The following is a 26,448-nucleotide window of genomic DNA, read 5'->3' as shown; positions in this document are numbered from 1 at the left end:
AGATTATGCGTGTTCCGCGGCGGTCGTCCGGTCGACGAGTTTGTACACCCCGCACAGGTCGTCCTGTTCCGCTCGGTCGCGGTAGACGAACGCGAGTTCTTCGGCCTCGAACTCGTTCAACCACTCGCGCCAGCTAACGGTCGCCAACCCGTCTGTTTCGTCCATATCCGGGAACTTGATTCGAAGATAGCCGACGCTGTGGTCGCTCGCTTCGGCCGTTGCCGGAGTACCGTCGTGTTGCTCAACCCACTGCGTTATCGTCTGATGATTCGTCGTCACCTGCCCTCGTTTCGGATCGATTTCGTTCTGCGGCATGGATTATCTAGTGGTTGTCGTTTATTCAATCTAAATCTGCCTGAGTACCGTGGTTGCACATTCAGGGGCGATTTAATGCCGAGCGGAGAGGGGAGCACGCCAACAAAGCACGAGACGGCGGTCGGATTTAAGACAGTGAGTGGAGTACGTTCCGTCATGGTGAGTGATTCAGGAGAGAAGCCGGACGTGGACGTGGACATGGAAAAACTCGAACTCGGACTGGCCGTCTACGACGACGACGGGAACAAACTCGGGAACATCCGTGGCTTCGACGACGCCGGGTTCTACGTCACCATGCGCGAAGGATACGAGGCGTTGTCCGTCGAACACGCCCGAGCGGGCCACGAGCTCGGCGAAGCCGAACTGATGTGGCGCTGTTCGAACTGCGGCGAGATGGGCGAATTGGAGGACAACCTGCCGGACACCTGTCCCAACTGTGGTGTGCCGAAAGAGGACCTCTACTACTGGACGGAAGACTGAGACGGGAGACGGACGACTCACTTTTTCACCCCCGAACGCCTCGGTCGGGTATGAACATCGTCGTGTTCGGTGCGGGAAGCCTCGGAACGTTGGTCGGTGGCTTGCTCGCCCGTGAGCACACGGTCACGCTCGTCGCCCGCGACCCCCACGCCAGCGTTGTCCGCGACTCGGGGCTGTCGGTCGGCGGCGAGTTCGACTTTCACGTGCGGCCGGACGCGACTACCGACGGGACGGAACTCCGCGCGGACTGCGCCATCGTGACGGTGAAGGCGTTCCACACCGAGACCGCGGCACGGCAGTTGACGACCGGGGAGTTCGACAGCGTGCTGTCCCTCCAGAACGGGATGGGGAACGAGGAGCACCTCGCTTCCCATCTCGACTGCCCTATCCTCGCCGGAACCGCGACCTACGGCGCGATACTGACCGAACCCGGACGAGTGGAGTGTACGGGTGTCGGAGAGGTCGTTTTGGGCGCACGCGACGGAGGACGCTCCGGGCCGGCCGCTCGTATCGGCGAGGCGTTTTCCGCCGCCGGAATCGAGACGACGGTGGCCGACGACATGCCGCGGCGGTTGTGGGAAAAGCTCGCCGTCAATGCGGGTATCAATCCGACCACCGCGCTCGCGCGGGTGGCAAACGGCGCGCTTCGCTCCGGCGATGGCGAGAGCATCGGCGCGGCAGCGGCCCGAGAGACGGCCACCGTCGCTCGTTCGGAGGGTGTTTCCCTGAGCGATTCGGACGCAGTCGCGGCGATGCGGGACGTCGCCGACGCGACGGCGGCGAACACTTCCTCGATGCGCCAAGACGTCGAGGCGGGCCGTCGAACCGAAATCGACGCGATAAACGGCTACGTCGTCGCTCGTGGCGAGGAACACGGCATCGGGACACCTGTCAATCGGACGCTCGCGGGACTCGTCCGGACGTGGGAACGCGAAAACGAGGTGTGACGGGTGGCCGGTTTCACGACCGCATAATCACGAACAGCGACGCGATGCCGCCGATGAGGAGGACGAACCAGTAACTCGCCACGCGGTAGATAATGGCGACGGCCACGCCCGAACTCCACGGAATCGCCGGAACGAGCGCGACGATGAGGACGGTGAGCGCCGCTTCGACGCCCGCCAATCCGCCCGGTGTCGGCGTCAGTCCGGCTAACGTGCTCGCCGGAACGATGAAGAGGACGAGTACCAGCGGGAGCGGCAGTCCGAGCGCTCGCCCCGCGAAGTAGAGCGGCAGGGCGAAGAACACCCATCCGGTGTACGAAAAGACGAGCGCGAACAGCAGTTCACGGGGTTCACTGGCGATGCGCTCCAGCGAACGGTAAAACCGGTCGATGCGCTGTCGAATCCCCTCGACCGTGAGACGGGACGTTCGACTCGCGATGGGTTCCGCGAGCCGAATCACGAGCTCTTCGACGCGCTGTCGGTAGCGCCAACCGACGTAAGCGATCGCCGGAACCCCGAACGCCAACACGACGAGACCCTGTGCGAGCGTCTTCGCGTTGTCGGGGAGCGACGCGCGAATGAGCAAGTAGCTCAACCCGAGGGCCGCGAAGTTGAAAAACGGCAGGAGGTTGAGTAGGTCCGCCGTCACGACGCTCGCGAGGCTATCCTCGTAGTTCGCCTCCGTGTCCCGCGAGAGGATGTAGGCGATGAACGGTTCGCCGCCCGCCTGTCCCAACGGGGTGACGTAGTTGGCGAACGTCGCTGCGAGGTACGTGACGACGAGGCGTTTGAACTCCACCTCGATGTCGAGGACCGCGAGGACGATTTGCCACGCTTTGCCCCACGCGGCGAGACCGATGAACGTCGAAATGCAGGCGATCCACACCCACGTGTAGTCGGTCCCCGCTAACGTGTGGAGCACCCGCCGCCATCCGGAGGCGACGACGAGGAGGTAGATGAGTACCACCGCGACGACGAACCCGAGCAGTAGCTTCCCGGTCCCCAATCGTTCCGACAGTCCTGCAGACAGCGCCTCCCCGCCGTCCGATGCCGACTCGTCGGGCACGCTAGTCGATGTAACCGAGGTCTTGGAGTCGGTCCTTGGCGTCGTCGCTCATGTCGCCGAGGACGTCGTCGTCGGAGACCTCCTTCCACTCGCCGCCGACCGTCTCCTCGAACGCGGAGAGGGCGGCTTCGAGTTCGATCTCTTCCTCGCTTCCCTCGCCCTTGACATCGTTCAGTTCGTCAGGGTCGTCGTCCAGATGGTAGAACTCGTCCTCGATTCGCTCGTTCCGGATGTACTTGGCGTCCGGTCTGCGGGCCGCACGCATTCGCGAGTAGAAGCGCGAGTTCTCGTCCAGCGTGATGTTCGCACGCTTTGCCTTCTCTTCTAACTGTTTCAGTTCGACCACGGGTCGGTAGTACTCCACGAAGGCACACTCGCCGTCGCCGGGCACGTCGTCGGCGAACGAACGGTAGTCCGCGTTGAGGAGCGACCGCGCCTCTTCGAGCGGCCGGGTCGAATCGGACCCGGAGACGCCCGTGTGGTCGAGGACGGTGTGATAGAGGTCGATGAGTTCGACCTGTTCGTCGCTGACTCCCGACTCCATCTCGGGATGTTTGACCATCAGCGGGACGTTGATGAGCGGGTCGTAGATGCAGAACTCGTGGCCGTACAGGTCGTGTTCGCCGTGCAGTTCGCCGTGGTCGGCGCAGATGACGACCATCGTGTCGTCCCACTCGTCGTTCTCCTGCATCCACGTGAACAGTCGCTGGAGTTGGTCGTCGATGTGGCGGATTTCGGCGTCGTACAGGCCGCCAATCGCGCCCCACTCTTTGTCGCTGATGTCGCGTGCGCCGCAGTTGTACTCCTTCGAATTCTGACACACCTTTGTCGAATCGACGTTCGGGGCGAACTCCTTGCGGTACTCCTTCGGCGGGTGGTACGGCAGGTGGGCGTCCATCAGGTTGATGAACGAGAAGTACGGGCCGTCGGAGTCGTCGATGAATTCGATGGTCTGATCGATGACCTGCGGCGTCTTCGAGTCCGCACCCTCGCCGCTGGCGAGGTACTCGTGGGCGACGTTGCCGAGACTGACCAATTTGTCGGCGACCTTCCGAAGCGACTCGTTGTCGTTCATCGTCTTCCACGCCTTCGCCATCGGCCCCGAGAGGAAGTCCCCCGGCATCACTTCGAAGAAGTTGTCCTGGTCGTCGAATCCGTCCGTCAGGTGCGTGTACGGCGTAATCCACGCGTTAGAGGAGTAACACGAGGTGTCGTACCCGGCGGCCGAGAGGGTCTGTGCAAGCGTCGTCGCGCCTTCTAAATACGGGTTTTCCTGGCTCGCACCGTGTTCGCTGGGATACATTCCAGTGAACAGGGAGGCATGCACCGGTAGGGTCCAAGGAGCGGGAGAAACCGCTTGCTCGAAGACGGTCGCTTCCTCGGCGAACCGTTCGAGGCCCGGCGTCGTCGGGCGGTCGTATCCGTAGACGGAGAGGTGGTCCTTCCGAACCGTGTCCATCACAACGAATACGACGTTTTGCGCCGCGGCGTCGTCGTTCGTCATACTGTCGCCTGCTACACCGTCCGGTGGGATAAATATCGTGATTCAAGCCCTGGAATCGGCCGAAAGCTAAAAATACAACCGTTAGAAGGGAGCTTGGGGTCCTTCGTCGTCGTCGCCGTCGTCGCTCGACTCGCCGGGGAAGGACGGACTCATGCCGCCGCCCATTCCATCGTCGCCGCCCATGCCGGTTTCGGCGATGACCTTGTTGATTTCGGGAATCTCCTTGACCATTCGGCTCTTGATTGCCTGAATCGTCATCGGGGAGATGCCACAGCCACTGCATGCGCCGCCCAGCATGATGGTGACTTCGCCGGTTTCGCGGTCGATCTGCTGGATTGCAGCACTCCCGCCGTGCATCTGAATCTGCGGGAAGTTACGGCGCAGGAAGTTGCTGACCCGTTCTTCGAGGTCGTCTCCGTCTTCCTGAGTTTCTGTGCTCATGTGTCGGGATATGGTGCCAGCCTCCTTAGGCCTTTCCACTGTCTCACGGGCGGAATCCGGCACGAATCGCCGCTGACCGGCACTATTTCGGCAGTTTCCGAAGACGGCAACTGGACCGCCCGGCGCGTCAGTTCTCGCTCGAAGTGAAGCCGAACACGCGGGCCAGTTGGTACTCCAGTTGGTCAACGTAGACCGAAAGTACCTCCTCGAGTTTCTCGTCGTTCACGAGGACGCCTTGCACGCGGTCGGTGGGGTTCTCCGGGAGTTCGATACGGAACTCGCCATCTTGTTCTCGCGGGCTTTGCCCGCTCGAATCATCCGCGGAACTTCGTTCCGCGCTACCCCGATAGAACGGTTCGCTCTCGTTCAACACCTGCTGGTCGATGGCGTGAATCAGTTCGGAGTCGTACTCGTCGTTCATGCGGTTGAAGGCGTTCTTGTACGCCCGCTGGAGTTCGTTGAAGTAGTGGACGTACTTGTCCTCGAACTTTTCGGGGTCGAACTCGGTCATGTCGGAACCGTGGGGAGGGAGAAGTAAAAATGAGGCTATTCGACCCCATCGAATCCCCCGGAAAATCGGAAATCGTAGCGACGAGGGTATCAAAACGTGAGCGATTATGTACGAACGGACGAACGTTCACGTATGCCGGAAATCACCCTCATCGACCGCGGCCGCGTCCGTGCCGACACCGCCTACGTCATCGACGGATACTCGATGGCGAGCGCCGAGAACCCGAACCCCGACCACGAACGCATCGACTTCGTCGTCTGGAACGCCGTGGTCGAAACGGACGCCGGGACGTTCCTCTGGGATACCGGCTGTCCCACGAACGCCGCGGAGTACTGGCCCGACCCGCTCTACGGCGCGTTCGAAGCCTACGACGCCGAGGAACACGCCCTCGAAGATGACCTCTCGGATTCGGGATACAAACTCGACGACATCGACGCCGTCGTGATGAGTCACCTCCACCTCGACCACGCGGGTCAACTCGGGACGTTCGAGGGCCGCGACGTGCCCGTCTACGTCCACGAGGAGGAACTGAAGTTCGCCTACTACTCGGCCAAGACGGGCGACGGGTCCATCGCCTACCTCGCCCCCGATTTCGACCGGGATTTGAACTGGACCATCGTCCACCGCGATACGCACACGATAACCGACGGGTTCGAACTCCTCCACTTACCGGGCCACACACCCGGCGTCCTCGGCGCACGAATCGACACGGACGATGGCACGCTCCTCATCGCGGGCGACGAGGCCTATGTCGATGCGAACTACTCCGACGAGGTTCCGCTCGGTCCCGGCCTACTGTGGAGCGAACGCGCGTGGCGCGACAGCCTGTACACCCTGAAGGAACTCGAACGGGTCCACGACTGCGACGTACTCCACGGTCACGACCTCGAACGGTTCGAGGAGTTGGCGGCGAAATACTGAACACCGATACCGCGTTCGAAAACCTATCCGAGTTGCTCGCCGACCAGTTCGTCGGCGTGTTCGACGAACGCCTCCTCCTTCCCTTTCGGGACCGTCGCGCCCGCCGCGACGTTGTGCCCGCCGCCGTCGCCGCCGACGGCCTGTGAGGCGGTTTTCATCACGACCGAAAGGTCGAGTCCCTTGCGAGTGAGAGCGGGCGTTCCGCGTGCGGAGACCTTGACCTCGTCGTCGTTCTTCTCCGCGAAGGCTAAAATCGGGACGTTCCGGTCGATGCCGTTCGCGCCCACCGCCATGCCCGCCACGATGCCGACGATAGTTTCGCGCACCCGGTCTTCCGCGTGGAACCACTGGACGTTTTCCTCCTTCGTGACGCCTTCCGACTGGACCCAACTGATGGCCTCCGAGAGGTTTCGTCGGTGGTTCGTCAGGAGCGTGCGCGCCCGCTCCAAGGCGGCGTCCCGGTCGCCGAGACAGACCGCGAGGCCGACGTCCGCCCGGTCGTAGCGCGCCGTCGCGTTGAGCAGGGTCGAAAATTCGCTCACGTCACGGAGTTCGGTCCCTTCCGGTTCCGCGGCGAGCGTGTAGGTGGTGCCGACTAATCCCTCGATTTTGCTCGCCGAGACGCCCTTCCGCATCGCACGTTTGACGAGCGCGCTGGCGACGGTCTGGCGTTCGTCGGCCGTCAAGTCCACCCATCGACGCCAGTCGCCGTCCTCCTTTAGGTCGATACCGACGCCGTTGAGGAAGCGGAGGACGCCGTTCTGGTCGTTCGAGATTCCGGGAATGTACACGTCCGTCGCGTATTCGAGCAGTTTCGGGAGCGGACGCGTCTGCTTGCCGTACAGCGCGAGGTCGGTTCCGGTTTCGACCACGCCCGCGTCGATTCCCTCCGCCACGATGCCCGTATTCGCGCCGACGAGTTCGCCGTCCGAGACCTGCATGTCGCCCACCGCACCGACGACGGCGAGGGCAGCGAGGTCCCGATTGTCACCCTCTTCGGGTTCGAGCGCCCGGGCGAGGACGTAGCTTGCGCCTGCTCCGGAGAGTTCGGAGGAGCCGTCGAGGCCGAACAGGAGCGGATTGAGGTGGAAATCCGTGTCCGCGTCGGCCGGTTGGTGGTGGTCCGCGATGACCGGTTCGAAGTCGCCCGTCGCCTCGTGGTCGGCGATGATGTCGAGTTGGCCGCTCCCGAAGTCGGTGAAGAGAACGGTGTCGTACTCGGTCGCCGCAATCGCCGCGAGCGCCTCGGCGTCGAGCTGTTTGCAGAACACCGTCTCGAAGGGGAGACCGGCGCGTTCGAGGGCTGAAGACGCAATGGCCGCGCTCGTCAGGCCGTCGGCGTCGATGTGCGAGGCGAGGAGAACCTCGTTCGCGTCGCGTAATCGGTCCGCACAGGCCGTCGCACGCGCACTCAGTTCCGGAACCGGGGTACTCATGGATACATCCTTGTCACGGCTTCCGATTTAAACATCAGCCTCATCGTGGCCGTCGCGGAGGCGTTCGACCGCTTCGCGCGCCAGCAGGTCGAACGAAGCTGTGTCTGGGACGACATCCACCCGAATACCTCGCTCACGGGCGGTGTCGTGGGTCGGACCGCCGATAGTGCCGACGATTGCGTCTTCGAGACCTTCCAACGCCTCGGTTCGGATGCCGCGCTCCTCGGCGGCGGCGAGGAAATGTTCGACGGTCAGCGAGGAGGTGAACAGCGCGCCGTCGAGGTCGCCTTCGGCGGCGAGTTCCCCCGACCGACCCGAGTTCTCGGGGCGGACGAGTTCGTACAACACCGTCTCGTGAACGTCCGCGCCGGCGTCGGCGAGGCCGTCGGTCAACACGTCGCTTCCGTGGTCGCTCCGGGCGACTTCGACGGTTTTGCCGTCCACGCGGTCGGCGAGGGTCGCGACCAGTCCCCGCGAGGAAAACCGGTCGGGAACGACGTCCACCTCGTAGCCGTATTCGCGGAGCGTCGCGGCGGTGCGCTCGCCGATGGCGCAGACCGTCGCGTCGCCGGGATTCCACCCGGCCTCGTGTGCGAGTTCGACGCCGGTTTTGCTCGTCAGGACGACTAAGTCGGCGTGCCGCGGCGCGGTATCGCTCGGACGGACCGCGAGCATCGGGTCGGGGACGGGGGTCACGTCGAGCGATTCCAGCAGGTCGACGGCCTCGTCCAATCGTTCGTCGTCCGGGCGAAAGACCGCGACGTTCATTCGCTCCCCTCGCGCGCCACCGTGATGAGGTCACGGGCACCGCGGTCGGCGAGTTCCTCCGCCACCTTCTTCGCGCCGGTGACGTGCGTCTCGACCGGCACGTCGCGTTTTATCGAGATGACGTCCGACCCGTCCCCACTGAACACTTGCACCTCGACGTGGACGTTTTCGCCCTGAATGATGCTGTGGACGCCGATGGGGGCGATACAGCCGCCGTTCAGTTCGCGGAGAATCGTCCGTTCGACGGTGGTTTCGACCCGCGTTCGCGGGTGGTCGAGGACCGTGTGCAGGTCCTGTGCGAGGTCCGAATCCAGCGTCATGACAGCCAGTGCGCCCTGACCCGGCGCAGGGACGAACTGTTTCGGCGGCAGTCGGTCGTACTCGACGTGGTGGGCGAGGCCGCTTCGTTGGAGTCCCGCTTCCGCGAGAACGATGCCGTCGTACTCCGTCTCGATGTCGCGTTCGAGCGCCCGCCGTTCGACCTCCGAGAGGCCGTTGAACCACTCGTCGATGGTCTCGTCGTACGGGAACTCGTAGCTGTCCTTCTTGCCGAGGTGGCCTTTCCGCTCCTTTTCCTCCTCGGTTCGCTCCTCGTGTTCGGCCTGAAGGGTCGGCGCGAGGAGTTTCTCGATTCGCGTATCGACGTTTCCGCGGAGCGGTTCGACGGTCAGGTCGGGACGGAAGTTGAGTAGTTGGGCCTTCCGACGAAGGCTGGACGTACCGACGACGGCACCCTCGGGAAGCGCGTCGATTGGTTTCCCGTCCGGCGTCACGAGGACGTCGTTCGCGCTCGCACGCTCGGGGACGGCGGCCACGACCAGTTCGTCCGGCTGTTCGGTCGGCATGTCCTTCATCGAATGAATCGCGCCGTCGACCTCCTCGTCCAACATTTCTTGGTCCAGATTACGGACGAACGCGCCCGTCTTCCCCAGTTCCGTGATGAGTGCGTCGTCCAGTTGGTCGCCCGTCGTCTCCACTTCGACCAGTTCGACCGAGAACCGGCGGTCTTCCAATGCCGCCTTTACCTCCCCTGACTGTCGGATTGCGAGGTCGGAGCCTCGCGTAGCGAGACGAAGTTCCTTTCCGCGATTGCTCATAGCGGATACTGAGAACCCGACATTGAAACCACCTTCGCAACCTCCCTCCATGGGTGAAAACCCACTCGGAGTCCGATCGACTGCGGGATTTCACTCTAATTGCGACACAGAATCAGATTTATATCCAGTAACGCAGTAAAGATTGGCTGTAATGAGTGAAGATGACTCTTCGGTTCACGCTGATATTATCGAGGAAAACAACGATACAGTGCGTATGCAATTCGATTGGTCCTCAAAAAACCCGAGCACCGCTGTCGTCGAAACTGTCGCTGCGGCAGCGAACAGTGAACTGAACGAGATAGAACCACTCTACACATATATCGACCCGGAAGCGTTGGACGCGCTGGTCTCTCCGAGGTCGATGAATCGATGCCAGACGACGGACGCCGTTTCGTTCTCCTACGACGAGTACGACGTGACCGTTCTGCGCAGTGGTGAGGTCAGTGTACGGATGAACAGTTCGGAATGAACACGGACGAGGGCCGATAGGGTCGCTTCGAACCGGCATATCGTCGTTGAACTGAGGAGGCGTACGTGATTCGATGGGGAGAAAGATAATTCGACCATTCAACCGACATCACGGTGAACCCGTGACGACCGTCGCTATCACTCGGAGGCTTCAGGGTCGTCGACCGGTGCCAATCCGGTCGCCATCAGGCGGCGGGCGATAACGACGATACCGTTGTCGAACCCTCTCCCGAACACCGCTTTTTCCGTGTCTATCGCGCCGGTACTCGTTTCGTGTGCCGAACTGACGAGAATCGTGTTCTGGTCTATCAACAACAACCTGCTGATGACCGTATCGTCGGCCTCCTGAAGAGGTGAACTGTTCAGCCAGTCCAACCCGGAGACGAAGACGCGAACGTCCGGGATTTCGTCCTGAATTCGCTCACGGAGCGCTTCGTCCGAGGTTCCGACGAGAACGCGAATCCGGGTTTCATGTGCCGTTCGAAGGTCTTCGAGAAGTTCGTCCGTGACGACTTCTTCCCGGCCGATGATGAGGACGATTTCCTCTCCGGCGGCGGCGATGAGTTGTTGTGTCCGATTATGAATCGCCGTCTCTCCCGTGAGCGACCAGACTTCGTGCGTGATTTCCTCGTCGGTAGTCGACTGTGCCGGTTCGATATCCTCCAATGCCTCGACGAGCGTTTCCGTTCGTGATTCGTACTCTTGGCGGAGGGTTTCACCCGCTTCTGCAATCGAAACGGCGCGAAACTGTTGTGGATTCGAGTGCTGAATCTCGACGAGTCCCTTGGACTCCAACACGCGAATCGCGTCGTAGACGCGCGTTCGTGGTACCTCGGATGTCTCGCTTATCTCCTTGGCAGTCGCTTTCGGAAGCCTCGACAGCGCGACGAGACATTTCGCCTCGTACTCTTTCAGTCCGAGTTGCTGAAGCAATTCGACAGCCTGATCGTGATTAGATGCGTCCTTCATGGGTCCCAACCATGCTACCGGAGGTTCCGGTACCGTTTGCGGTGTTCTGTCGCCGCTCATAAGTCAGTTCCCGTCCGACCGATGAAATCCGTTCGCCGAGAGGGAGCGTCATATGTGTCCGAAGTATCTTACCGACTATCAGCCTTCTCATCAAATACCATTACTTTTGTTTATATCGGAAAATAAACGCGAATGAATCGGTATTCAGCAATTTAGGTATCGGAGTAAAGCAATAATACGGAGAGTAATTCTATTTCCCACAGCCGAGTGGAGATTTTTATTTATTCACGAACCATGGTAATAGAATTTGCAGGGGTTGACGACGAACGGATACTCCGGCAACGAACATGGGGAGATAGTTCACCCGGATAATCACAGTAAGGTTATACCGGGGTAGTCCAAAGGGATAGATGGTACGGGGTTCGACAGGGTCCCAACCTCGCGTCACTCCGTACCACTCTTGTAACGAAGGGAAAAGCGACAAAAATCAGTCCGACCGCTCACCATCGAGAAGGGTTTCTCCGTTTTCAACGAATAGCGCGATCAGCGGTCTGATTTCGTCGAATCGTGGCCCTTTTGTGACACGGTTCGATTCCTGATCCCAGTCGATATACCCGTGATCCACCAACTTGGGTAAATGCACGTGTCGCATCAGAATCGCCCGCTCTCTTTGGCTTTCCTCCACACTAGTCGCGTTTGTTCCGTCGTTTTGTGGATTTTTGTCCCTCAAAGCGATTAGGAGTCGTCGCCGATGAACGTTCGAGAGAACATCCATCTGTCTGTCTAGCATGGTATTCACTGACTAGGTTTAAGAGATTCCTTTTGTTAAATACCGGAGTATTTCACAGCACCTAGTAGGTTGAGGAAGTGAGTGACAACAGCCTCGGTAGTAACATCGCTCAAAATCGGCGAATTACCACACGGAAGCAAATTGACATCACACAGTGAAAACCATCAGGGAAAGGGCGTGATGGGGGGAACAATCAATCCGACGAATGCCCTATGGAGGGATATGAGCCGACCACTCGACAACGTCGACCGTGGCGTTCTCCATCACCTTCAACGGGACGCTCGGAACACGACCGCACAGGAAATCGCCGAAACCGTGGGCGTCTCGGCGAGTACCGTCCGAAATCGGATCGAACAATTAGAGGACGACGGCGTCATCGAGGGGTATTATCCCGAAATCGACTACGAGGCCGCAAACCTGCCGCTCCGCGTGTTGTTCGTCTGCACGGTTCCAGCGACGGAGCGAACGGCCTACGTCGAACGGATGTTGGACATTCAGGGGGTGGTCGACGTCCGTGAAATGCTCACCGGACGGCGAAACATCCACGTCGAAGTCGTCGGAACGAGTACACAAGATGTCACACGAATCACGGATACCCTCCACGAATCGGGGGTCACGGTCGAGAGTTCGGAGATAATGCGCCAGCGCCGTATGCAACCGTTCGATCACTTCCACTTCCAAAAGGAGGAGTGACCTGACTTTCGGAGACGCCCCACCGTTACGGAACGCCGAGGTTGTCGTGTCGTTCGCGGAGATAGTAGAGCGCGAAGGGAACGCTCAGGACGAGTCCCGTGATGACCGCAATCGAGAAGCTTTGCGTCAGAAGACCGCCGATGACGGCAGCCACGAGGCCGAGGAGGCCGACGAGCGCGTAGTTTCCGCTCGGTGGTTCCCACCCCGGTTCGGCGCGGTGAATGGCCTGCGTGTCCTGAAACACCGCGAACGGAAACACGACGGTGAGGACGGCGAACGGAATCCCCACCGCGACTAACGAGACGGACGCCGCGTGAACGACCGGCGAGTCCCCCGTCGCGGAGAGGACGCTCGGTTCCAGCAGGATGGCGAACGTGACCCACGCGACCGTCACGAGCCAGAAGACGAACACCACGGGTACCGCCGCTATCCAGTACCACCAGCGCGAGCGTACCCGGTCGCCGGAGAGTTGTGGACGTTGCATCTGTTCGTTCCTTGGAACCGGAGGATAAAACGAATATCGTCTCCCGGAGGTCGGTTTTCGGAAGATTCGATTCCGCGGGAACGCGCAGTTAGAGTACTTCCTTGTACGCTTCGAGCGTCTCCTCTACGTCCTCTTCGGTGTGGGCGTAGCTGATGAACTGCGATTCGAACTGGTTGGCCGTGAGGAAGACGCCCTCGTCGAGCATCGCGGGCCAGAACAGACGCTCCCAGCGCTCCGTCTCGGCGCGGTTCACGTCGCCCTTGTCCTTCGGACAGTACTCGAACCGGGGACAGTCGGGGTTCTGGCGGCACCCCGCTTCGCATTGGCCCTCCAAATCGCGCGGCCCGTCGCGGGTGAAGATGACCTTGAACATGCTGTCCATGCCAACGACGGTGTACTCCGGCGCGCGGTCTTCGAGGACGTCGGTCAGCCCCGACCGGAGTTGGTCGCCGAGCGCACTGACGTGGTCGTACACGGCGTTTTTCGCGGCGTAGCGAAGCAGTTCGAGGCCGGCGGTGAGAGAAAGCGGATGGCCGGAGTAGGTGCCCGCCTGAAACACGTTTCCGGTCGGCGTGAACTGCTCGATGATTTCGGCTCGGCCGCCGATGGCACCGACGGGGAACCCGCCGCCGATGACCTTGGCAAGCGTCGTGAGGTCCGGCGTGATGCCGAACTTGCCCTGTGCACATCCCAACCCGCCGATGCGGAACCCGGTCATCACCTCGTCGAAGACGAGAAGCGACCCGTGGTCCTCGGTCAGTTCGCGGAGCGTCTCGAGATAGCCATCGACGGGCGGAACGCTCGCGCAGTTGCCGAGAATCGGTTCGGTGAGGACGCAGGCGATTTCGTCGCCGTGCTTCTCGAACACCTCGCGGGCGGCCTCGGCATCGTTGAACGGGAGCGTGATGGTCTCCTCGGCGAACGACGCCGGAATCCCGTTGGAACTCGGTTCCGACGTCGCGCCCGTCTTCCCCTGTACGAGCGTCGATTCCTGCGCACCGTGATAACCGCCCTGCATGACGACGATTTTGTCGCGCCCGGTGTAGCCGCGGGCGAGACGCACTGCGGAGGTGGTCGCTTCCGTCCCGCTGTTGACGAACCGAATCATCTCGACGCTCGGGACGTGCCGGGTGACGAACTCCGCGAGTTCGACCTCGACTTCGGTCGGCGCGCCATACATCGGCCCGTCGGCGAGTTGCGACTGGAGCGCCGACTGGACGGGTTGTGGCAGGTCGTGTCCCAAGAGGAGCGGCCCGTAGCCCATCACGTAGTCGATGTATCTGTTCCCATCGGCGTCGATGACGTGTGCGCCGTCGCCGCGTTCGACGAAGAATGGGTACGGGCGGACGGCCCGAACGGGTGAGTTGACGCCGCCCGGTGTCACGGACAGGGCACGGTCGTACAGGTTTCGAGAGCGCTCGCGGTTCATGTTCGGCCGGTTCGGACTCCCGCGTAAAGTTTGTGTCGAGAGATGGGCGAGGGGAAACGTGGCCGGGGATGGAAAACGGTCGTGCGTGCGGAAACAGTCGCGGAAGACGAAGCCTCAGACGGGGTTTTTCGCCTCGGTGACGTCCGTAAACTCGAACTGTGCGCCGCCGTCGGTGCTATCGGTCAGCGAACAGTTCCAGCCGTACACGGTCGCCAGCTCGTGAACGAACGCGAGCCCCAACCCCATTCCGCCGTTCCCGGACGCGGTCGTGTAGCCCATCTCGAAGACGGTTTCGCGGTCGTCGGCCGGGACGCCCGGTCCGTTGTCGGCGATGTAGAATCCGGTCGGGAGTTCGCCGACGGTGATGGTGACGTCCGCCCCGCCGTGTTCGACGGCGTTCTCGAACAGGTTTCTGAACAGATGTTCGACGTACGTCTCGTCCGCGGAAATCGTCCCGTCCATCAGCACCTCCAATGTCGCGTCGGGGGAATCCACCTTGTTCCACGCGTTCCGTGCCACGTCTCCGAGACGCACCGGCGTACTCTCGGGCACCGTCTCGTACCCCTGTGTGACCACCAACAGCACGTCGATGATGTCGTCGATGCGGTCGAACGATTCGGTGATGTACTCGACCGCGACCGGGGCCGCGTCCGCCGGGAGTTCGTTGCAGTACATCTGGCCGATCATGAGCGGGTTCCGGAGTTCGTGGGCGACCATACTGGCGAAGCTATCGAGTCGCTGGTTCTGCCGTTCGAGCTGCCGTTCGCGCTCGTTTCGCTCGGTTATATCGCGGACGACGCCGACGATGTCTCGACCGTTAGCCGATTGTTTCGGAAGACTCGCCACCGTCGCTTCGACGTCTATCCTATCGCCGGACGACGTTTCCAAAATTGCGTCGTAGGTCTTCGGTTCGCCGTCGTCCGCGAGGAGTTCGTCTTGCAGTTCGTTCGAGAGGTCGTTCAGCCCCTTCACCACGACGAGCGACGTGTGCGACCCGAGGAGTTCCTCGCGGTCGTACCCGACGATTTCGGCGTATGCGTCGTTGGCGTGGATGAAGTAGTCGTCCTCGTCGATGACGAAGATACCGTCGTTGACGGTTTCGACGATGGTTTCGTACCGTTGGAGTTCCTTGCCGTATCGCTCCGTCTCCCGGCGTTGTTCGTCGGCGTTGAGCGCTCGCGTCCGCGCCTGTGCGCCGTTGTACCCCATCCCGAGACCGGAGAGACAAGAGAGCGACGTGAGGATGAGCATGCTGCCGACAGAAGCGGCGTTGGTGGTGACGAGATAGATGAAGAGGAAGATGCCGAGCATCATCGCGATACCGCCTAAACACCACTTGGCGATGAGGGAGAAGAGTTCCGTTCGAACCTCGCTCCGGGGCAGCCAATAGCCGACGTAGAGAGTGACGAGGCCGGGACCGGCGACGAGGGTGAAGACGGTCAGGTCGAGACCGAGCGTCCAGTCGGTGGCGACGTTCGTGAACGAGATTCCGAAACCGGCGACGACGTATATTCCGCCGAGAGCCATGATGATACGCCTTCCGACGGCTCCTGAAGGGTCCCGCAACTCGAACATGAGTTGATACGTGGTCAAGCCGGGTAATTATCGTTATGATGCCCGCTTTTACGCGGGGGTACGGAAATTTCCCGGACAGAACAGACCACCACCCGACAACGATAGGCGTGACCGAGAGATCGACAGCGGTCGCCGTGACCGAGGGGTCGACGACGGCCGTCGGTCGCTACTGCTGGAAGTGATTCTGGAGGATTTCGAGGGTCTGTTCCTTGTCGTCCCAGTCCACGAACAGGGCGACGCTGGTCGCGCTGGTGATGAGGTCGTGGATGTTGATATGCGATTCCGCGACGGGAGCGACGAGTTCGTGGATGATGCCGGGTTCGTTGGGGAGTTCGCCGCCCGTCACCCGAATCACGGCGATGGGGTCATCGACCGTGACGCTGGAGAGCGACTCCTCGTCGATGACTTCCTGATGGAGGATGTTTTCGGCGCGTTCCGCCTCCTCCCTATCCACGTAGAACGTGATACTGTCCATACCGCTCGCCACCGCGTCGATGTTGATGTTGCCGGCACCGAGTGCGGTGGAGAGGTCGGCGAGGATGCCGGGACGGTTTCGAATCGCGCGTCCCGCCAAGGTCATACAGGAGAGCGGCGACTCGCGCATGTCGATGAGGTTTTCGAACTGTCCGGTGACGTTCGTCCCGCCAGCGAGCAGGTCGCCGTGCTGGTAGTGAACCACGCGAACGTGCAGGTCGTCGTCCTTGTACGAGAGCGCCGACGGTGCGACGACTTCCGCGCCACGGAACGAGAGGTTTCGCAGTTCGTCCACCGTGATTTCGCCGACGTTTCGAGCGCCTTCCACGACGCTCGGGTCGCCGGTCATGACGCCCTCGACGTCGGTGACGATGACGACTTCGTCGGCGTCCATGTAGGTGCCGAGCATCACGGCCGTCGTGTCGCTGCCGCCGCGTCCGAGCGTCGTCACGTCTCCCTCCTCGTTCTCGGCGAGGAACCCGGTGATAACCGGCACGGTACCGTCCAGTTCCGATGCGAGTTCGGTGGCGCGTTCCTTCGTCGCCTCGACGTTGACTTCCCCGCGTTTGTCGGTGATGACGGGCCACTGTTCGCCCCCGGGTTCGAGGAACACCGCGTCCACGCCGCGCGCGGACAGGGCGGCCTTGAGCATACGGACGCTCGTGCGCTCGCCCATGCTGACGATTTCGGCGCGGTCAGGTTCGTCCGCGTCGAAGTGAATATCGTCGAGGAGTTCGTCGGTAGTGTTGCCCATTGCACTGGCAACGACGGCGATTTCGTGTCCTGCGTCGACTGCGGCGGCGACGGAATCTGCGGCACGGTTGATGCGGTCACCGCTTCCGAGGCTGGTGCCTCCGAACTTGGCGACTACGCGCACCGAACCACCGTCCGTGGTCGGTAATTCATGGGGGGCCATTGCAACGGCGGCCAGATAACTGCTTGCATGTCAAGGATATCTGCCAGTTACTCGTCTGACAGTATTCGAAAAAGAGCGTCCCCGAGGTCGGGTCAGTTCGGAGACAGACGGACGCTCGCCGTCTCGGTGTCACCGCTTTCGTCCGTGACTTCGAGTTCGACGGTCAGCGACCCGCGCGTCGGGACGGTGACCGAAACGAGCGACCCGGACTCCTCGTACTCGCCGTCGCCGTCGACGTCCCACGCAAACTCCAGTTCTCGCCCGGTCGAACAGGAAGCGGCGAGTCGGACGATGTCCCCGGCGTCGAGGGAATCCAAATCGAGGTCCGAGACGGCCTCGATACACACGTCGAGTGGCGGGACCCCCTCTCCGTCGTCCGGTTCGTCCGGCGGGAGGGCCTCGTCGCCGTCCGGTTGCTGGTCGCACGACCCGAGCACGAAGAAGTTCGAGTAGGAGGTGTACTCGTAATCCAGCGTCGCGCCGGCCGGGTAGGTCGCGGTGTACAGTTTTCCGTCGCTGACCACGGGGACGCCGGCCGCCGGGGCGTCTTCGGGCGACGTTTGAAGACCTTCGCTGTCGAGGAGATACGACCACTGGTGCTCGCCGGTCGTGTTATCGATGGCGTGAACCAATCCCCGACCGGCCGACGGGTCCGACTCCGGAACGTACTGTCCACCGACGTAAATCATCCGTTCGTCGACCACGGGGCTACCGAAGAACTGTCCAGGGAAGGTGGTTCCCCACGCCGTCTCCCCGGTTTCAGCGTCGAGCGCCTGCACCGTGGATGCCCCGTTCAAATCCACGAGCAGCAGGTGGTCGTCGGTGACGGCGGTTCGCCCGTCCCATCGGTTGCTCGCGTCGGACTCGTAGTCCCACTCTAAGTCGCCAGTATCCGGGGACCGAGCCTCTATCGTGACCCGCATGTCGTCGCCCTCGATGAAGTCCGTCTGGGTGAAAAACACCATCCCGCCGTTGGTCGCGGGATTGCCGAGGGTCGTGTCGTCGGGCGAGACTTCCCACCGTTTCGAACCGTCGTCCGCGTTCAGCGCGATTCCGCTGCTCGTAAAGATGGACCCATCGGCGTAGCTCAGCGTCGTTCCGACCTCGTCTTCGAGTCCCGTAGCGTCCACGGTTTGCCATAGGGTATCGCCGCTCTCGGCGTCGAGCGCGTAGACGTCGTCATCGTTCGCGGTGAACACCCGGTCGCCTATCAGAATCGGACGGGACCACCGACTGTGGTCGCGCCGCGCCCATATCGTCTCGCCGGAATCCGCATCGAGGGCGTAGAAACCGTCGTCGGGGTCTTCGGTTTCGGCGGTCTGCGTCGGGAAGTAGAGGGTATCGCCGTCCGTCGTCGGGGTTTTCGGACTCGAAAAGTCGGTACGTTTCCACCGTCTGTCGCCGGTTTCGATGTCGTACGCGCCGAGATAGCCGTCGCGTTCGCCGGGGGTGTTGTTCGTCGTGACGGTGAGGTACAACACGTTGTCGGCGACGAGGGGCTCGGCGTGATACATAGTTCCATCCAAGTCCATCCTCCAGTCGAGGGTTGGGAACGGCGTCGGACCGCTATCCTCGGCCGTCCCCGTTCGTCCCGGACCGGACCGTGGACCGCTCCACTCATCGGGGTCCCCGACCTCGGGGTCGGCGGCTACGGAACCGGAGCTTCCGTAGCTTGCGATGCCCATCGTGATGCCGACGGTTTTCAGAAACGTCCGACGGTCAGTGCCGTTTGGGTCGGTTGATTCTCCAAACATCTGTTACGGAACAAAAAACAAGGTTGTTTCCTATTGTTATGACGTGCCTGGATTCAATATTCTATCTTCAGGCAGTCCATAACAATATTCGATTAGACATTTGTACGAACCATGCGACATGGGGAAATCAGAATCGAGAGCGGACGAGCGGACGACACAGCGGAGACTAAGTGGACTACCACTCAGCCGGCGTCCACCGAACAGGAGTCATCGGGAGAAAACTGAATGCCGACCTACAACATCGTCAACGAGGGTGCCGACAAGAACGGAAACACGGCCATCGATTCCGTTCTCGACTCGCTTGTGGGGAGCGACACGACCATCGTCTTCCCGTCGGGAACGTACAAGCTCAACGACCTCACCGTTCCGTCGGGAACGAACAACCTCGAACTCATCGCTCCCAACGGGGCACGTCTCGTCCCCGGACAGTCCGGAGACAGCGTCCAGTGGATTGGCGTCGCCTCTCGGGGATTCGTGCTCGACGGGTTCGAACTCGACATGCGGAACGTCGCGGTACCGCCGTACGTAAAGATGGACGACAGGTCGGGAGATTGGGAGCTCAGGCGGCTCATCACCCGCGGAAAGGTTCGTGCGGCCACCGACACGAACGTCGGGTCGAACGATTCGGGCGATGCACGCACGTACTTCCGATTGTCGGCGGCGGCCGGGACGCGAGGACTCATACAGGACTGTTACTTCCACGAAGGGGCGTGTGACCCGGGCGAAGCCAGCAACCGGCGGGCGGTGCTGGTCGAATCGGGAAGCGGGGAGCTACTGTTCAACCGCTGTTGGTTCGAACACTGGGCGGAGAACACGATATACGGCAAAAAGCCGTTGGGACGGATGAAAATCTACAACTGCTTTTTGCGTAACACGCAAAACGGCATGCGTCTCGGCGGAAACTCCGAGGTGAACAACACCGTCTCGATAAAGAACGCCGAGCATCCGCGCCAAGCGTGGTCGAACGGGTCGTTGCAACGCGGCGTGAACAGCGAAGCGAACGTGCCGGCGAATCGGGACGCCGGAGTAGATAGCTACGACGGAACGCTCACCGTCGCCAACAGCGACTTCTATCACCGCTATCAGTCGTCGAGTTGCGGTGGGGCGATTACGGCACCGATACCGGCCGAGCGAATGATTCTTTCGAACGTCCGTATCAGCTACAACTCGACCAAGAATCACGACGCCATCTACACCTACGCGGGAGAGATGAACGATGGGACCCCGGTGAACCTCAAATCCCTCCGTCTCCGAAACGTCGACGTTCGCAACGACCACAGTTCGGAGTACGGTATTTTCATCGGCTTAGAGCCGGATTCGTGGGAGACGGTGTCCGGCACCATCGGCGGCACCGGACCGGCGACGAACTCCTCGTACGTACGCGACAGGATGACCATCGGCAGGAATCCGACCCCACCGGTTACGAACCCGGCGCTTCCGAGTCCACCACCGGTCGGGAAGGTACCGATGCAGTCGGCGCAGGTCGTTCGCATCGATAACACGGGCAACGGTTCGTCGTCGACCTTCGACATCAGAGGCGGCGAGTTCGTCCTCCCCGGAGGGGACGACGGCGCGACGGTGAACATGGGATGGGCGAGTCCGTTGTCGGCACGGCGCGTCCCGAACTCGACGCGAGCCAACGGAACGATACCGGCCGGGGAGGAGTACGTGTTCTACGTGACGGGCGGAATCGAATCCACGAGCGGAAGCGGTCCGGCGACGTGGACGGTAGACGGACAGCCGTACGTACCCGGAGTGTCACTCGTGACGAAGACGCTCTCCACCAATCAACCGGACAGGGATACGTGGACGGAAGCCCAGACGGGGGTTTCACAGTCCTTGGTCGTCGTCACGAAACCGCTCTCGTACAACGGCGGCGAACCGTGTCACACCCGACTTCAGAACGTGGGGAGTGGCAGTTTCGAGTACAAACTTGAAGAGTGGCTGTACTTGGGCGGTTCGCACGCGACGGAGACGGTCCATATGCTCGCGATGCGACCGACCCAACAGGAGATAGAACTGGACAACGGGAGTTCCTACCCGGTGAAGGCGGGAACCGTGTCCACCGACGATAGCTTCAGTACCGTTTCGTTCGGGGGGTTCTTCAACACGAGACCCGTCGTGTTCACGAAGTCACAGACGTTCAACGGGAGTGACCCTATCGTCACGCGGGTACGGAACGTCTCGTCCGGTTCGTTCGATGTCCGGGTACAGGAGGAAACCGGGCTCGATTCTCACACGACGGAGACGGTCGGCTATATCGCGCTCGCGGAACAGACTGGGCAGATAGGCGGCCACGCGTTCGAAGTGAACCGAGCGGCCGCGGAGGTGTCGGACAAGTGGTACCGTATCGAGTTCAATCAGGAGTACGACGACCCGCAGTTCATCGCGGACATGCAAACGTACGACGGGCCGGATTTGGCGAACCTCCGATACCGGAACCTGACGGGGACCGGCGTCGATGTCAAGGTCGAGGAGGAGCAGAGCGGAGACGAGGAAACGGCACACACCACCGAAGTGGTCGGATACACCGTGTTCGAAGGGTCCCAGTAAGACTTCATGTCCCCGATTCCCAAAAGCGGTCACGCACGCCGACGAGAGGGCCGCGAAACGACCGCGAAATAGTTGCGATTACTTATCCCCGTCCGACTCGGGGTCGGGGGAGTCACCGACGTACTCTCCCGCTTTTTCGAGTTCCTCTATCGGGTCGAACGTGACCAGTCCGTCCCCGCCGGTGTACTCGTAGGCGACCCACTCGGGTATCGTGAGGACGCCGTTCATCTTCCGGATTCGAACGCGTTTGATGAGTACGTCCTCGACCAGCGACCCGTCCAATTGGAGGTCGATGAGACCGTCGATGACGTAACCCATGTCGTGTGGAAAGGTGTTCTCCTCCCCGGAGAGAGTGGCTCCGGCGAAGACGGGGACGAAGCGACCTTTGCAAACGTCCGCTCGAACGTCCTTGACGAAATCGTACGCCTGAACGGGTTGGACGAGCGTTCCGAACTCGATCAGCGAGTCGATAACGACGATACCCGTATCGCTCATCGAAAGGGATTCGAGACAGTTGTCCAGTTTGTTCTGGAGTTCGCTCGTGTCGCCGGGGTCACGGACCGTCGTCGTCGCGGACGCGGTGACGCGGTGGAGGTACTGGTTCCACTCGTCCATTCGGGTGAACATCCGGTCCCGGTCGTTGACGCGGTAGGTGAAACAGTCGAGGACGTGTAACAGACCGGCTTCGAGGTACGGCAGGACGTTCCATTCGAGCGAGAGGAACTGCTCGATAACGGAGATAGGGGGTTCCGTGAGGCTGACGACGACGGCCGGTTCGCCGCGCCGGAGCGTCCGCCAGACGAGTTCCGTCTCGATGGCGTTGTCACGGGTTCCGCCCTCGCCGGACAGCAGGACGAACGAATTGCGTGGCAACCCTTCCGGTAGGTGGTCGTCGAGCGCCGAGACGCCCGTGCTTATCTGCCGAAACCCGTGATATGTCGTGAACACGCGGTCGCTCGTTTGCATCTCGTCACGGCACGTTTTCGAACAGAACTCGTAGGTCGTATCGCCGTAGGCGAGTTGCACGGCCTCCTCGGGACACGGCAGACGACAGAAATCGCACAGTCTCCGGTCGTCGGACCCGGATACGTCGCTCATGGTCGTTCGTTAGCATCCGAGCGAGATGAAGCTACTCCCGGCGGAACGAAGGTCGAAGTCGGAAACAGGGTCATCCGGAGAAGGACCCGATTTCTCTCGGACCCAGTAACCGAATAGTACGGAAATCAGGGCGCGTATTACTGTGTTCGAGTGCGATATTATAACGTTCAGGATGTATATAACAAATATACAACAGGGATAACGCATAGACGGATCACAAATGGTTGATCAACGAAAACGACGTACGATGCAGTTGCTCGGCACTGGTCTCACCGCACTGTCCGGAATCAGTTCCGGGAGTGCGATGATGAACGGTAACGATGTGCCGATGGGGGGTAAAGGTTCGAAAGGGGGCAAAGGAAAGAACTATCCGCAGATAGCGCTCGAAGGGAAACTCTACAGTACCAGCACGCTCAGCGGGCGAAAGGAAGTGCCGCCGAACAAGAGCCACGGCGAAGGTGTCGCGGCGTTCCGGTCGACGACGGACAAGAAGCGACTCGACTTCGCACTGCTGGCGATAAACGCGACGTCCCAGATTACGGCCGCACACCTGCACTTGGGCGAGAAAGGTGAAAACGGGCCTGTCGTGGCGTCGCTGATCGGCGAAGACGTCGATGCAGAGCAGCGCTCCGTCATGAACCACGTTTCATCGGTAGGGTCGATTCAAGCGTCCGACCTCGTCGGGCCGCTCGAAGGCGAGTCGATAGCGGACCTGCTCCACGAAATCCGTGCCGGGAACGTCTACGTGAACGTTCACAGCGAGGAGTATCCTGACGGCGAACTCCGAAGTCAGGTCTACAAGGCCTCGAAGCTGAACGTCTGTTTCAAAGGCGACGTGACCGCTGTGTCGCGGGACTCGGTCATCGGCGTCTGGTACGATATCGAATTAGACGTCGACCTGAAGAAGAAGCGCGGACATCACGGCGGTGACGGGCACCACGGTGGACACGACGATGACGACGACCGTTGCAAACCGAAGCACGGCAAAGACGGCAGGCACGGTAAAGACGACGAGTAGAGAGTCCGCCTGCACGAGCGAATCGCGATTTTTTCGAGGAGGTCGATTTCCGCACTGACGGGTAGCGTCGGAACCGAAGTAACCGGTCACGACGATGCGTCGGCAACGGTACCGTTCGACCAGCGACCGGTGTCGTTCGGACTGGCGATGTGGGTGTTCGGCTGAAGGGTTTAATGCTCGGGACGGAAACTATCCATCATGAACGTCCGAGATGCGGTGGAAGCGGACGGGGGACGTCTCGCGGCGCTCGCCGACGTACCGACCGAGGTGATGGCCGACGTGGTTCACGACCGGACGGTCCGCGTGGCGGATACGGAGGGAGACATCGACGGCTTCGTCGGCTTCGAAGCCGACGAGGAGACGGTACACGTGACCCACCTCTTCGGCACGGAAACGGCCCGTGAACAACTCCTCGAGGAACCGATTCGCTTCGCCGAAAAGGAGACGATGCCGGTCGAGATACTGCTTCCGGAATCGGAATCCGACACCGTTTCCGTCGCCGAACGCGCCGGATTCGAGGAGTCCGAACCCGGCCCGTGGTTCGACGGCCACCGAACCCGTCGGCTTCGACTGGAAAACCCGACGACCGAAACGGAGTGAGGAGGAGTCACACGGGAGAAACCACCATACGCGACGTTCCTTTCCGAAACGTATTTTAATCTCTCCCGATTACCAAGAGATGCGTGTCCGGGTTGGGGTAGTGGACTATCCTCCAGCCTTGTGGAGGCTGGGACGCGGGTTCGATTCTCGCACCTGGACCTTTTTACGAACGAAACACCGTGAGCGGTTGGTTCTGCACTCGAAACCGGTCGCAAAATCGGAAAATCGGGATTATTTCGGTTTCCAATCGAATTTGATGGAAACCGTCTCGCGGTCCCCACGGAGTACGGAAGACGACTCGCGGATACCGATTTCGTAGCCGATTTGTTTCCGCGGAGAGAGCGTGACCGTCTTGTTTCCGACGTCGACGTCGGCATCGCCCTCGCCGCGAAGTTGTTCCGCGATACCTTCGAGGAGGTCCGCCGCTTCGTCTCGCGACACCTTCGCTTCGTGAAGCGTCTTTTCGGACATGGATGAAGGGGTACTTCGAGGTACGGAATAGTCGTTGTGGGCAATGAGTTCGGTCGAATCGACCCCGTAACAGCAGTTCGATATGGGTGACCCAACAGTCACCTGTGGTATTCATCCCCTAAGCGACGACATCACCGAGCGTGTCCAGCCACCGCGTCACCTGCTCGAAGACCAGATAGTTGTCCGTGACGTGGCGCTGGGCGTTGTACGACCAGTCGTCCCATCGCCCCGGCGACCCGAGTACGTCGTCTAACGTGTGTGCGACTGACGCCGGGTCGCCGGAATCCGGAACCAACCGTCCGTTCTTGCCGTCGGTGATCTGTGCGCCGATGCCGCCAGTGTCGGAACCCATCAGAACGGCCCGCTTCCACATCGCTTCCGTCACCGTGAGGCCGAAGCCCTCCTGAAGCGAGTTCTGGGCGACGACCGAGGAACACCGCTGGAGGGCGTTGATGACGAGGGCGCTGTCGTGCTGGTCCGGCGGCATGACGACGACGGCGATGTCGGACCTGACCTCGGGGTCGAGTGCGAGCCATTCCTCCTCCAAGTTTTCGAGCGCCTCCCGACCTTCCGGGTCGTCCGCCACCGAGGAGGGGTCGGGACCGACGAGGAGGAGTCGGGCATCGTCGATTCGCTGGCGGTGGGCGTCGGAGCGACCCGCTTCGACCGGGTCGTCGCCGCCGTTCGTGACGGCGCTCGCATCGACCGCCGACCGGGCGTCGCGTTTCAGTTCCGCGAACCCGCGCAACAGCGGGACGAACCCCTTGAGACTGTCCCAGCGTGAAATCTGGCAAATGGTGGGTCGAAAGAGCAACCCGATATCCCCCGGGTCCGTCGCGCTGGCGAACGTGCCGTCGGCCTGTAACCGTCGCGCCGGTTGGTCGAACCGCTCGACGGGGTGGTCGGTGTCGATGAGGTCCGCCCGTGCCAGAATCGTCGCGGCCTCCTGTGGCTTGAGACGGCGGTTCTTCGCGCTGAACGGGTCGATTGCTGGCGGGATGATGTCGGCCTCGGTTTCCAGAAACGCGGGAACGTACGCGGGGAGCGTGAACACCGTCCGGTCGTAGTCGGTTATCCACGGACGGAGGAACTCCCACGCGGTTCGGGACTTTTCAGAGCGCTCCTCGGAACCGATGTGGCACCGCCAGACGGCGGGAACGTCGAGTCCGTCGGCGACCATCGCACCCGCCGCGAGCGGTTGCGGGTCGTGGACGACGAGGACGTCTTCGGGGTCGATTCGCTCTTCGAGTTCGTCAGCGACCGACCGACTCGTCGCCTCGTAAATCGATCGCTCGTGGTCCACGAGTTCAGGGTCGCCCGCACCGTGCAGGAGGTTGTGGATTTCCTTCGTGAACTCGAAGAACACCGGTTCGTCCACGTCGATGACCGCCCACTCCGTCTCGACACCGAGCGCGCGGAGGAGACCGACGAGTTTCGGCATCATCTCGGCAACACCACCACCGCTTGCGGTCGAATTCACCATCCAGACGGTGCGCCCGTCGAGCGCCGCCACGTCGTCCGTGACCGCGTTCTGCATCGCGCGGACCGAATCGCGGAGAACCGTGTCGGTGGCGTACTCCTCGATGGTGTGTTCGACCTCGATGTCGATGAGTTGAATCATTGGTATTTTGCGCCACTGTGTGGGATGACAGCATACCGTAAACAGGTTTTGT

General features: G+C 61.3%; 26 protein-coding genes and 1 tRNA gene. 9 read left to right on the top strand and 18 right to left on the bottom strand.

Features of this window, described 5'->3' with window-relative positions; all coding sequences use genetic code 11:
- Positions 1-3 precede the first annotated feature (3 nt).
- Positions 4-315 carry a hypothetical protein gene (locus AC1XDK_RS05905; protein ID WP_483348858.1) on the bottom strand — a complete coding sequence of 104 codons (312 nt, stop codon included), beginning with the start codon at positions 313-315 and terminating at the stop codon, positions 4-6.
- Between the two features lie 156 nt (positions 316-471).
- Between AC1XDK_RS05905 and AC1XDK_RS05900 the strand changes: the two genes are divergently transcribed.
- Entirely contained in the window at positions 472-795 is a 324-nt protein-coding gene (locus tag AC1XDK_RS05900; protein ID WP_483348857.1) for a DUF7130 family rubredoxin-like protein, read from the top strand.
- Positions 796-845: 50 nt separating this feature from the next.
- Positions 846-1,742, top strand: a complete 897-nt coding sequence (locus AC1XDK_RS05895) for a ketopantoate reductase family protein (protein ID WP_483348856.1) — start codon at positions 846-848, stop codon at positions 1,740-1,742.
- A 13-nt stretch (positions 1,743-1,755) separates the two neighbouring features.
- Here the strand turns inward: AC1XDK_RS05895 and AC1XDK_RS05890 are convergent, their stop codons facing one another.
- From AC1XDK_RS05890 to AC1XDK_RS05875, 4 genes are all read right to left on the bottom strand, one after another.
- Positions 1,756-2,805, bottom strand: a complete 1,050-nt coding sequence (locus AC1XDK_RS05890; RefSeq protein ID WP_483348854.1) for a lysylphosphatidylglycerol synthase transmembrane domain-containing protein — start codon at positions 2,803-2,805, stop codon at positions 1,756-1,758.
- Between the two features lies 1 nt (position 2,806).
- Positions 2,807-4,309 (bottom strand): sulfatase, encoded by a 1,503-nt coding sequence (locus AC1XDK_RS05885; RefSeq protein WP_483348853.1) that lies wholly within the window; start codon positions 4,307-4,309, stop codon positions 2,807-2,809.
- An 81-nt stretch (positions 4,310-4,390) separates the two neighbouring features.
- A complete protein-coding gene (locus tag AC1XDK_RS05880; RefSeq protein ID WP_483348852.1) occupies positions 4,391-4,750 on the bottom strand; it encodes a NifU family protein in 360 nt (119 codons plus the stop codon).
- Between the two features lie 127 nt (positions 4,751-4,877).
- Positions 4,878-5,261, bottom strand: a complete 384-nt coding sequence (locus AC1XDK_RS05875) for a DUF5783 family protein (protein WP_483348850.1) — start codon at positions 5,259-5,261, stop codon at positions 4,878-4,880.
- Between the two features lie 132 nt (positions 5,262-5,393).
- On the opposite strand from AC1XDK_RS05875, the gene AC1XDK_RS05870 reads away from it, so the two are divergent.
- On the top strand, positions 5,394-6,182 hold the full coding sequence (locus tag AC1XDK_RS05870; RefSeq protein WP_483348849.1) for an N-acyl homoserine lactonase family protein: 789 nt from the start codon (positions 5,394-5,396) through the stop codon (positions 6,180-6,182).
- 23 nt (positions 6,183-6,205) lie between these two features.
- On the opposite strand, the gene recJ is transcribed toward AC1XDK_RS05870, so the two are convergent.
- The 3 genes from recJ to hemC are packed head-to-tail and all read right to left on the bottom strand — an operon-like array spanning position 6,206 to position 9,483.
- Positions 6,206-7,618: a RecJ family nuclease gene (gene recJ / locus AC1XDK_RS05865; RefSeq protein ID WP_483348848.1), complete on the bottom strand. Its 1,413-nt coding sequence runs from the start codon at positions 7,616-7,618 to the stop codon at positions 6,206-6,208.
- Between the two features lie 27 nt (positions 7,619-7,645).
- A complete protein-coding gene (locus AC1XDK_RS05860) occupies positions 7,646-8,386 on the bottom strand; it encodes a uroporphyrinogen-III synthase (protein ID WP_483348847.1) in 741 nt (246 codons plus the stop codon).
- Positions 8,383-9,483, bottom strand: coding sequence for a hydroxymethylbilane synthase (gene hemC / locus AC1XDK_RS05855; RefSeq protein WP_483348846.1), 1,101 nt, complete (start codon positions 9,481-9,483; stop codon positions 8,383-8,385). Before hemC ends, AC1XDK_RS05860 begins: the two co-directional genes overlap by 4 nt.
- A 151-nt stretch (positions 9,484-9,634) precedes the next feature.
- Here hemC and AC1XDK_RS05850 point away from each other — a divergent pair, with 151 nt between their 5' ends.
- Positions 9,635-9,952: a HalOD1 output domain-containing protein gene (locus tag AC1XDK_RS05850; protein WP_483348845.1), complete on the top strand. Its 318-nt coding sequence runs from the start codon at positions 9,635-9,637 to the stop codon at positions 9,950-9,952.
- A 137-nt stretch (positions 9,953-10,089) separates the two neighbouring features.
- Here AC1XDK_RS05850 and AC1XDK_RS05845 read toward each other — a convergent pair whose 3' ends face one another.
- On the bottom strand, positions 10,090-10,920 hold the full coding sequence (locus AC1XDK_RS05845) for a TrmB family transcriptional regulator (RefSeq protein ID WP_483348844.1): 831 nt from the start codon (positions 10,918-10,920) through the stop codon (positions 10,090-10,092).
- A 487-nt stretch (positions 10,921-11,407) separates the two neighbouring features.
- A complete protein-coding gene (locus AC1XDK_RS05840) occupies positions 11,408-11,695 on the bottom strand; it encodes a DUF7344 domain-containing protein (protein WP_483348920.1) in 288 nt (95 codons plus the stop codon).
- Positions 11,696-11,932: 237 nt separating this feature from the next.
- Here AC1XDK_RS05840 and AC1XDK_RS05835 point away from each other — a divergent pair, with 237 nt between their 5' ends.
- On the top strand, positions 11,933-12,403 hold the full coding sequence (locus AC1XDK_RS05835) for an Lrp/AsnC family transcriptional regulator (RefSeq protein WP_483348842.1): 471 nt from the start codon (positions 11,933-11,935) through the stop codon (positions 12,401-12,403).
- 25 nt (positions 12,404-12,428) lie between these two features.
- Here the strand turns inward: AC1XDK_RS05835 and AC1XDK_RS05830 are convergent, their stop codons facing one another.
- The 5 genes from AC1XDK_RS05830 to AC1XDK_RS05810 all read right to left on the bottom strand — a co-directional run bounded on the left by AC1XDK_RS05830 (position 12,429) and on the right by AC1XDK_RS05810 (position 19,035).
- The gene (locus tag AC1XDK_RS05830; RefSeq protein ID WP_483348841.1) at positions 12,429-12,887 is read right to left on the bottom strand and encodes a hypothetical protein; all 459 of its coding nucleotides are present in this window, start codon (positions 12,885-12,887) and stop codon (positions 12,429-12,431) included.
- An 88-nt stretch (positions 12,888-12,975) separates the two neighbouring features.
- Positions 12,976-14,316, bottom strand: coding sequence for a glutamate-1-semialdehyde 2,1-aminomutase (hemL, locus tag AC1XDK_RS05825; protein WP_483348840.1), 1,341 nt, complete (start codon positions 14,314-14,316; stop codon positions 12,976-12,978).
- A 114-nt stretch (positions 14,317-14,430) separates the two neighbouring features.
- Complete coding sequence (locus AC1XDK_RS05820; RefSeq protein WP_483348839.1) at positions 14,431-15,891, bottom strand: PAS domain S-box protein; 1,461 nt, start codon at positions 15,889-15,891, stop codon at positions 14,431-14,433.
- A gap of 166 nt (positions 15,892-16,057) precedes the next feature.
- Complete coding sequence (locus AC1XDK_RS05815; RefSeq protein ID WP_483348919.1) at positions 16,058-17,242, bottom strand: aspartate kinase; 1,185 nt, start codon at positions 17,240-17,242, stop codon at positions 16,058-16,060.
- Positions 17,243-17,373: 131 nt separating this feature from the next.
- Positions 17,374-19,035 carry an outer membrane protein assembly factor BamB family protein gene (locus AC1XDK_RS05810; protein WP_483348838.1) on the bottom strand — a complete coding sequence of 554 codons (1,662 nt, stop codon included), beginning with the start codon at positions 19,033-19,035 and terminating at the stop codon, positions 17,374-17,376.
- Positions 19,036-19,260: 225 nt separating this feature from the next.
- Between AC1XDK_RS05810 and AC1XDK_RS05805 the strand changes: the two genes are divergently transcribed.
- On the top strand, positions 19,261-21,588 hold the full coding sequence (locus AC1XDK_RS05805) for a hypothetical protein (protein WP_483348837.1): 2,328 nt from the start codon (positions 19,261-19,263) through the stop codon (positions 21,586-21,588).
- Positions 21,589-21,666: 78 nt separating this feature from the next.
- Here the strand turns inward: AC1XDK_RS05805 and AC1XDK_RS05800 are convergent, their stop codons facing one another.
- Entirely contained in the window at positions 21,667-22,686 is a 1,020-nt protein-coding gene (locus AC1XDK_RS05800) for an ATPase domain-containing protein (protein WP_483348836.1), read from the bottom strand.
- Positions 22,687-22,906: 220 nt separating this feature from the next.
- On the opposite strand from AC1XDK_RS05800, the gene AC1XDK_RS05795 reads away from it, so the two are divergent.
- The 3 genes from AC1XDK_RS05795 (at position 22,907) to AC1XDK_RS05785 (ending at position 24,463) form a co-directional block, all read left to right on the top strand.
- A complete protein-coding gene (locus tag AC1XDK_RS05795) occupies positions 22,907-23,704 on the top strand; it encodes a CHRD domain-containing protein (protein ID WP_483348835.1) in 798 nt (265 codons plus the stop codon).
- Between the two features lie 198 nt (positions 23,705-23,902).
- Positions 23,903-24,304: a hypothetical protein gene (locus AC1XDK_RS05790; protein ID WP_483348834.1), complete on the top strand. Its 402-nt coding sequence runs from the start codon at positions 23,903-23,905 to the stop codon at positions 24,302-24,304.
- Positions 24,305-24,390: 86 nt separating this feature from the next.
- Positions 24,391-24,463: transfer RNA gene (locus AC1XDK_RS05785), tRNA-His, on the top strand.
- A gap of 72 nt (positions 24,464-24,535) precedes the next feature.
- Here the strand turns inward: AC1XDK_RS05785 and AC1XDK_RS05780 are convergent.
- Together AC1XDK_RS05780 and AC1XDK_RS05775 are read right to left on the bottom strand one after the other, a co-directional pair.
- Complete coding sequence (locus tag AC1XDK_RS05780; protein ID WP_483348833.1) at positions 24,536-24,775, bottom strand: amphi-Trp domain-containing protein; 240 nt, start codon at positions 24,773-24,775, stop codon at positions 24,536-24,538.
- Positions 24,776-24,893: 118 nt separating this feature from the next.
- A complete protein-coding gene (locus tag AC1XDK_RS05775) occupies positions 24,894-26,396 on the bottom strand; it encodes a glycosyltransferase (protein ID WP_483348832.1) in 1,503 nt (500 codons plus the stop codon).
- Positions 26,397-26,448: the final 52 nt, after the last annotated feature.

Source organism: Haladaptatus sp. HS23 (genome assembly GCF_056892285.1).
This window is presented reverse-complemented; position numbering and strand designations above follow the sequence as displayed.

Excerpts from the sequence above, each read along its gene's own strand:
- AC1XDK_RS05800 (WP_483348836.1), bottom strand. The coding sequence starts at position 22,686 with ATGAGCGACGTATCCGGGTCCGACGACCGGAGACTGTGCGATTTCTGT.
- AC1XDK_RS05830 (WP_483348841.1), bottom strand. The coding sequence starts at position 12,887 with ATGCAACGTCCACAACTCTCCGGCGACCGGGTACGCTCGCGCTGGTGG.
- hemL (WP_483348840.1), bottom strand. The coding sequence starts at position 14,316 with ATGAACCGCGAGCGCTCTCGAAACCTGTACGACCGTGCCCTGTCCGTG.
- AC1XDK_RS05780 (WP_483348833.1), bottom strand. The coding sequence starts at position 24,775 with ATGTCCGAAAAGACGCTTCACGAAGCGAAGGTGTCGCGAGACGAAGCG.
- AC1XDK_RS05870 (WP_483348849.1), top strand. The coding sequence starts at position 5,394 with ATGCCGGAAATCACCCTCATCGACCGCGGCCGCGTCCGTGCCGACACC.
- AC1XDK_RS05900 (WP_483348857.1), top strand. The coding sequence starts at position 472 with ATGGTGAGTGATTCAGGAGAGAAGCCGGACGTGGACGTGGACATGGAA.
- AC1XDK_RS05840 (WP_483348920.1), bottom strand. The coding sequence starts at position 11,695 with ATGGATGTTCTCTCGAACGTTCATCGGCGACGACTCCTAATCGCTTTG.
- AC1XDK_RS05850 (WP_483348845.1), top strand. The coding sequence starts at position 9,635 with ATGAGTGAAGATGACTCTTCGGTTCACGCTGATATTATCGAGGAAAAC.
- AC1XDK_RS05860 (WP_483348847.1), bottom strand. The coding sequence starts at position 8,386 with ATGAACGTCGCGGTCTTTCGCCCGGACGACGAACGATTGGACGAGGCC.
- AC1XDK_RS05810 (WP_483348838.1), bottom strand. The coding sequence starts at position 19,035 with ATGTTTGGAGAATCAACCGACCCAAACGGCACTGACCGTCGGACGTTT.
- AC1XDK_RS05885 (WP_483348853.1), bottom strand. The coding sequence starts at position 4,309 with ATGACGAACGACGACGCCGCGGCGCAAAACGTCGTATTCGTTGTGATG.
- AC1XDK_RS05835 (WP_483348842.1), top strand. The coding sequence starts at position 11,933 with ATGAGCCGACCACTCGACAACGTCGACCGTGGCGTTCTCCATCACCTT.
- hemC (WP_483348846.1), bottom strand. The coding sequence starts at position 9,483 with ATGAGCAATCGCGGAAAGGAACTTCGTCTCGCTACGCGAGGCTCCGAC.
- AC1XDK_RS05820 (WP_483348839.1), bottom strand. The coding sequence starts at position 15,891 with ATGTTCGAGTTGCGGGACCCTTCAGGAGCCGTCGGAAGGCGTATCATC.
- AC1XDK_RS05880 (WP_483348852.1), bottom strand. The coding sequence starts at position 4,750 with ATGAGCACAGAAACTCAGGAAGACGGAGACGACCTCGAAGAACGGGTC.
- AC1XDK_RS05795 (WP_483348835.1), top strand. The coding sequence starts at position 22,907 with ATGGTTGATCAACGAAAACGACGTACGATGCAGTTGCTCGGCACTGGT.
- AC1XDK_RS05790 (WP_483348834.1), top strand. The coding sequence starts at position 23,903 with ATGAACGTCCGAGATGCGGTGGAAGCGGACGGGGGACGTCTCGCGGCG.
- AC1XDK_RS05875 (WP_483348850.1), bottom strand. The coding sequence starts at position 5,261 with ATGACCGAGTTCGACCCCGAAAAGTTCGAGGACAAGTACGTCCACTAC.
- AC1XDK_RS05775 (WP_483348832.1), bottom strand. The coding sequence starts at position 26,396 with ATGATTCAACTCATCGACATCGAGGTCGAACACACCATCGAGGAGTAC.
- AC1XDK_RS05845 (WP_483348844.1), bottom strand. The coding sequence starts at position 10,920 with ATGAAGGACGCATCTAATCACGATCAGGCTGTCGAATTGCTTCAGCAA.
- AC1XDK_RS05895 (WP_483348856.1), top strand. The coding sequence starts at position 846 with ATGAACATCGTCGTGTTCGGTGCGGGAAGCCTCGGAACGTTGGTCGGT.
- AC1XDK_RS05905 (WP_483348858.1), bottom strand. The coding sequence starts at position 315 with ATGCCGCAGAACGAAATCGATCCGAAACGAGGGCAGGTGACGACGAAT.
- recJ (WP_483348848.1), bottom strand. The coding sequence starts at position 7,618 with ATGAGTACCCCGGTTCCGGAACTGAGTGCGCGTGCGACGGCCTGTGCG.
- AC1XDK_RS05805 (WP_483348837.1), top strand. The coding sequence starts at position 19,261 with ATGCCGACCTACAACATCGTCAACGAGGGTGCCGACAAGAACGGAAAC.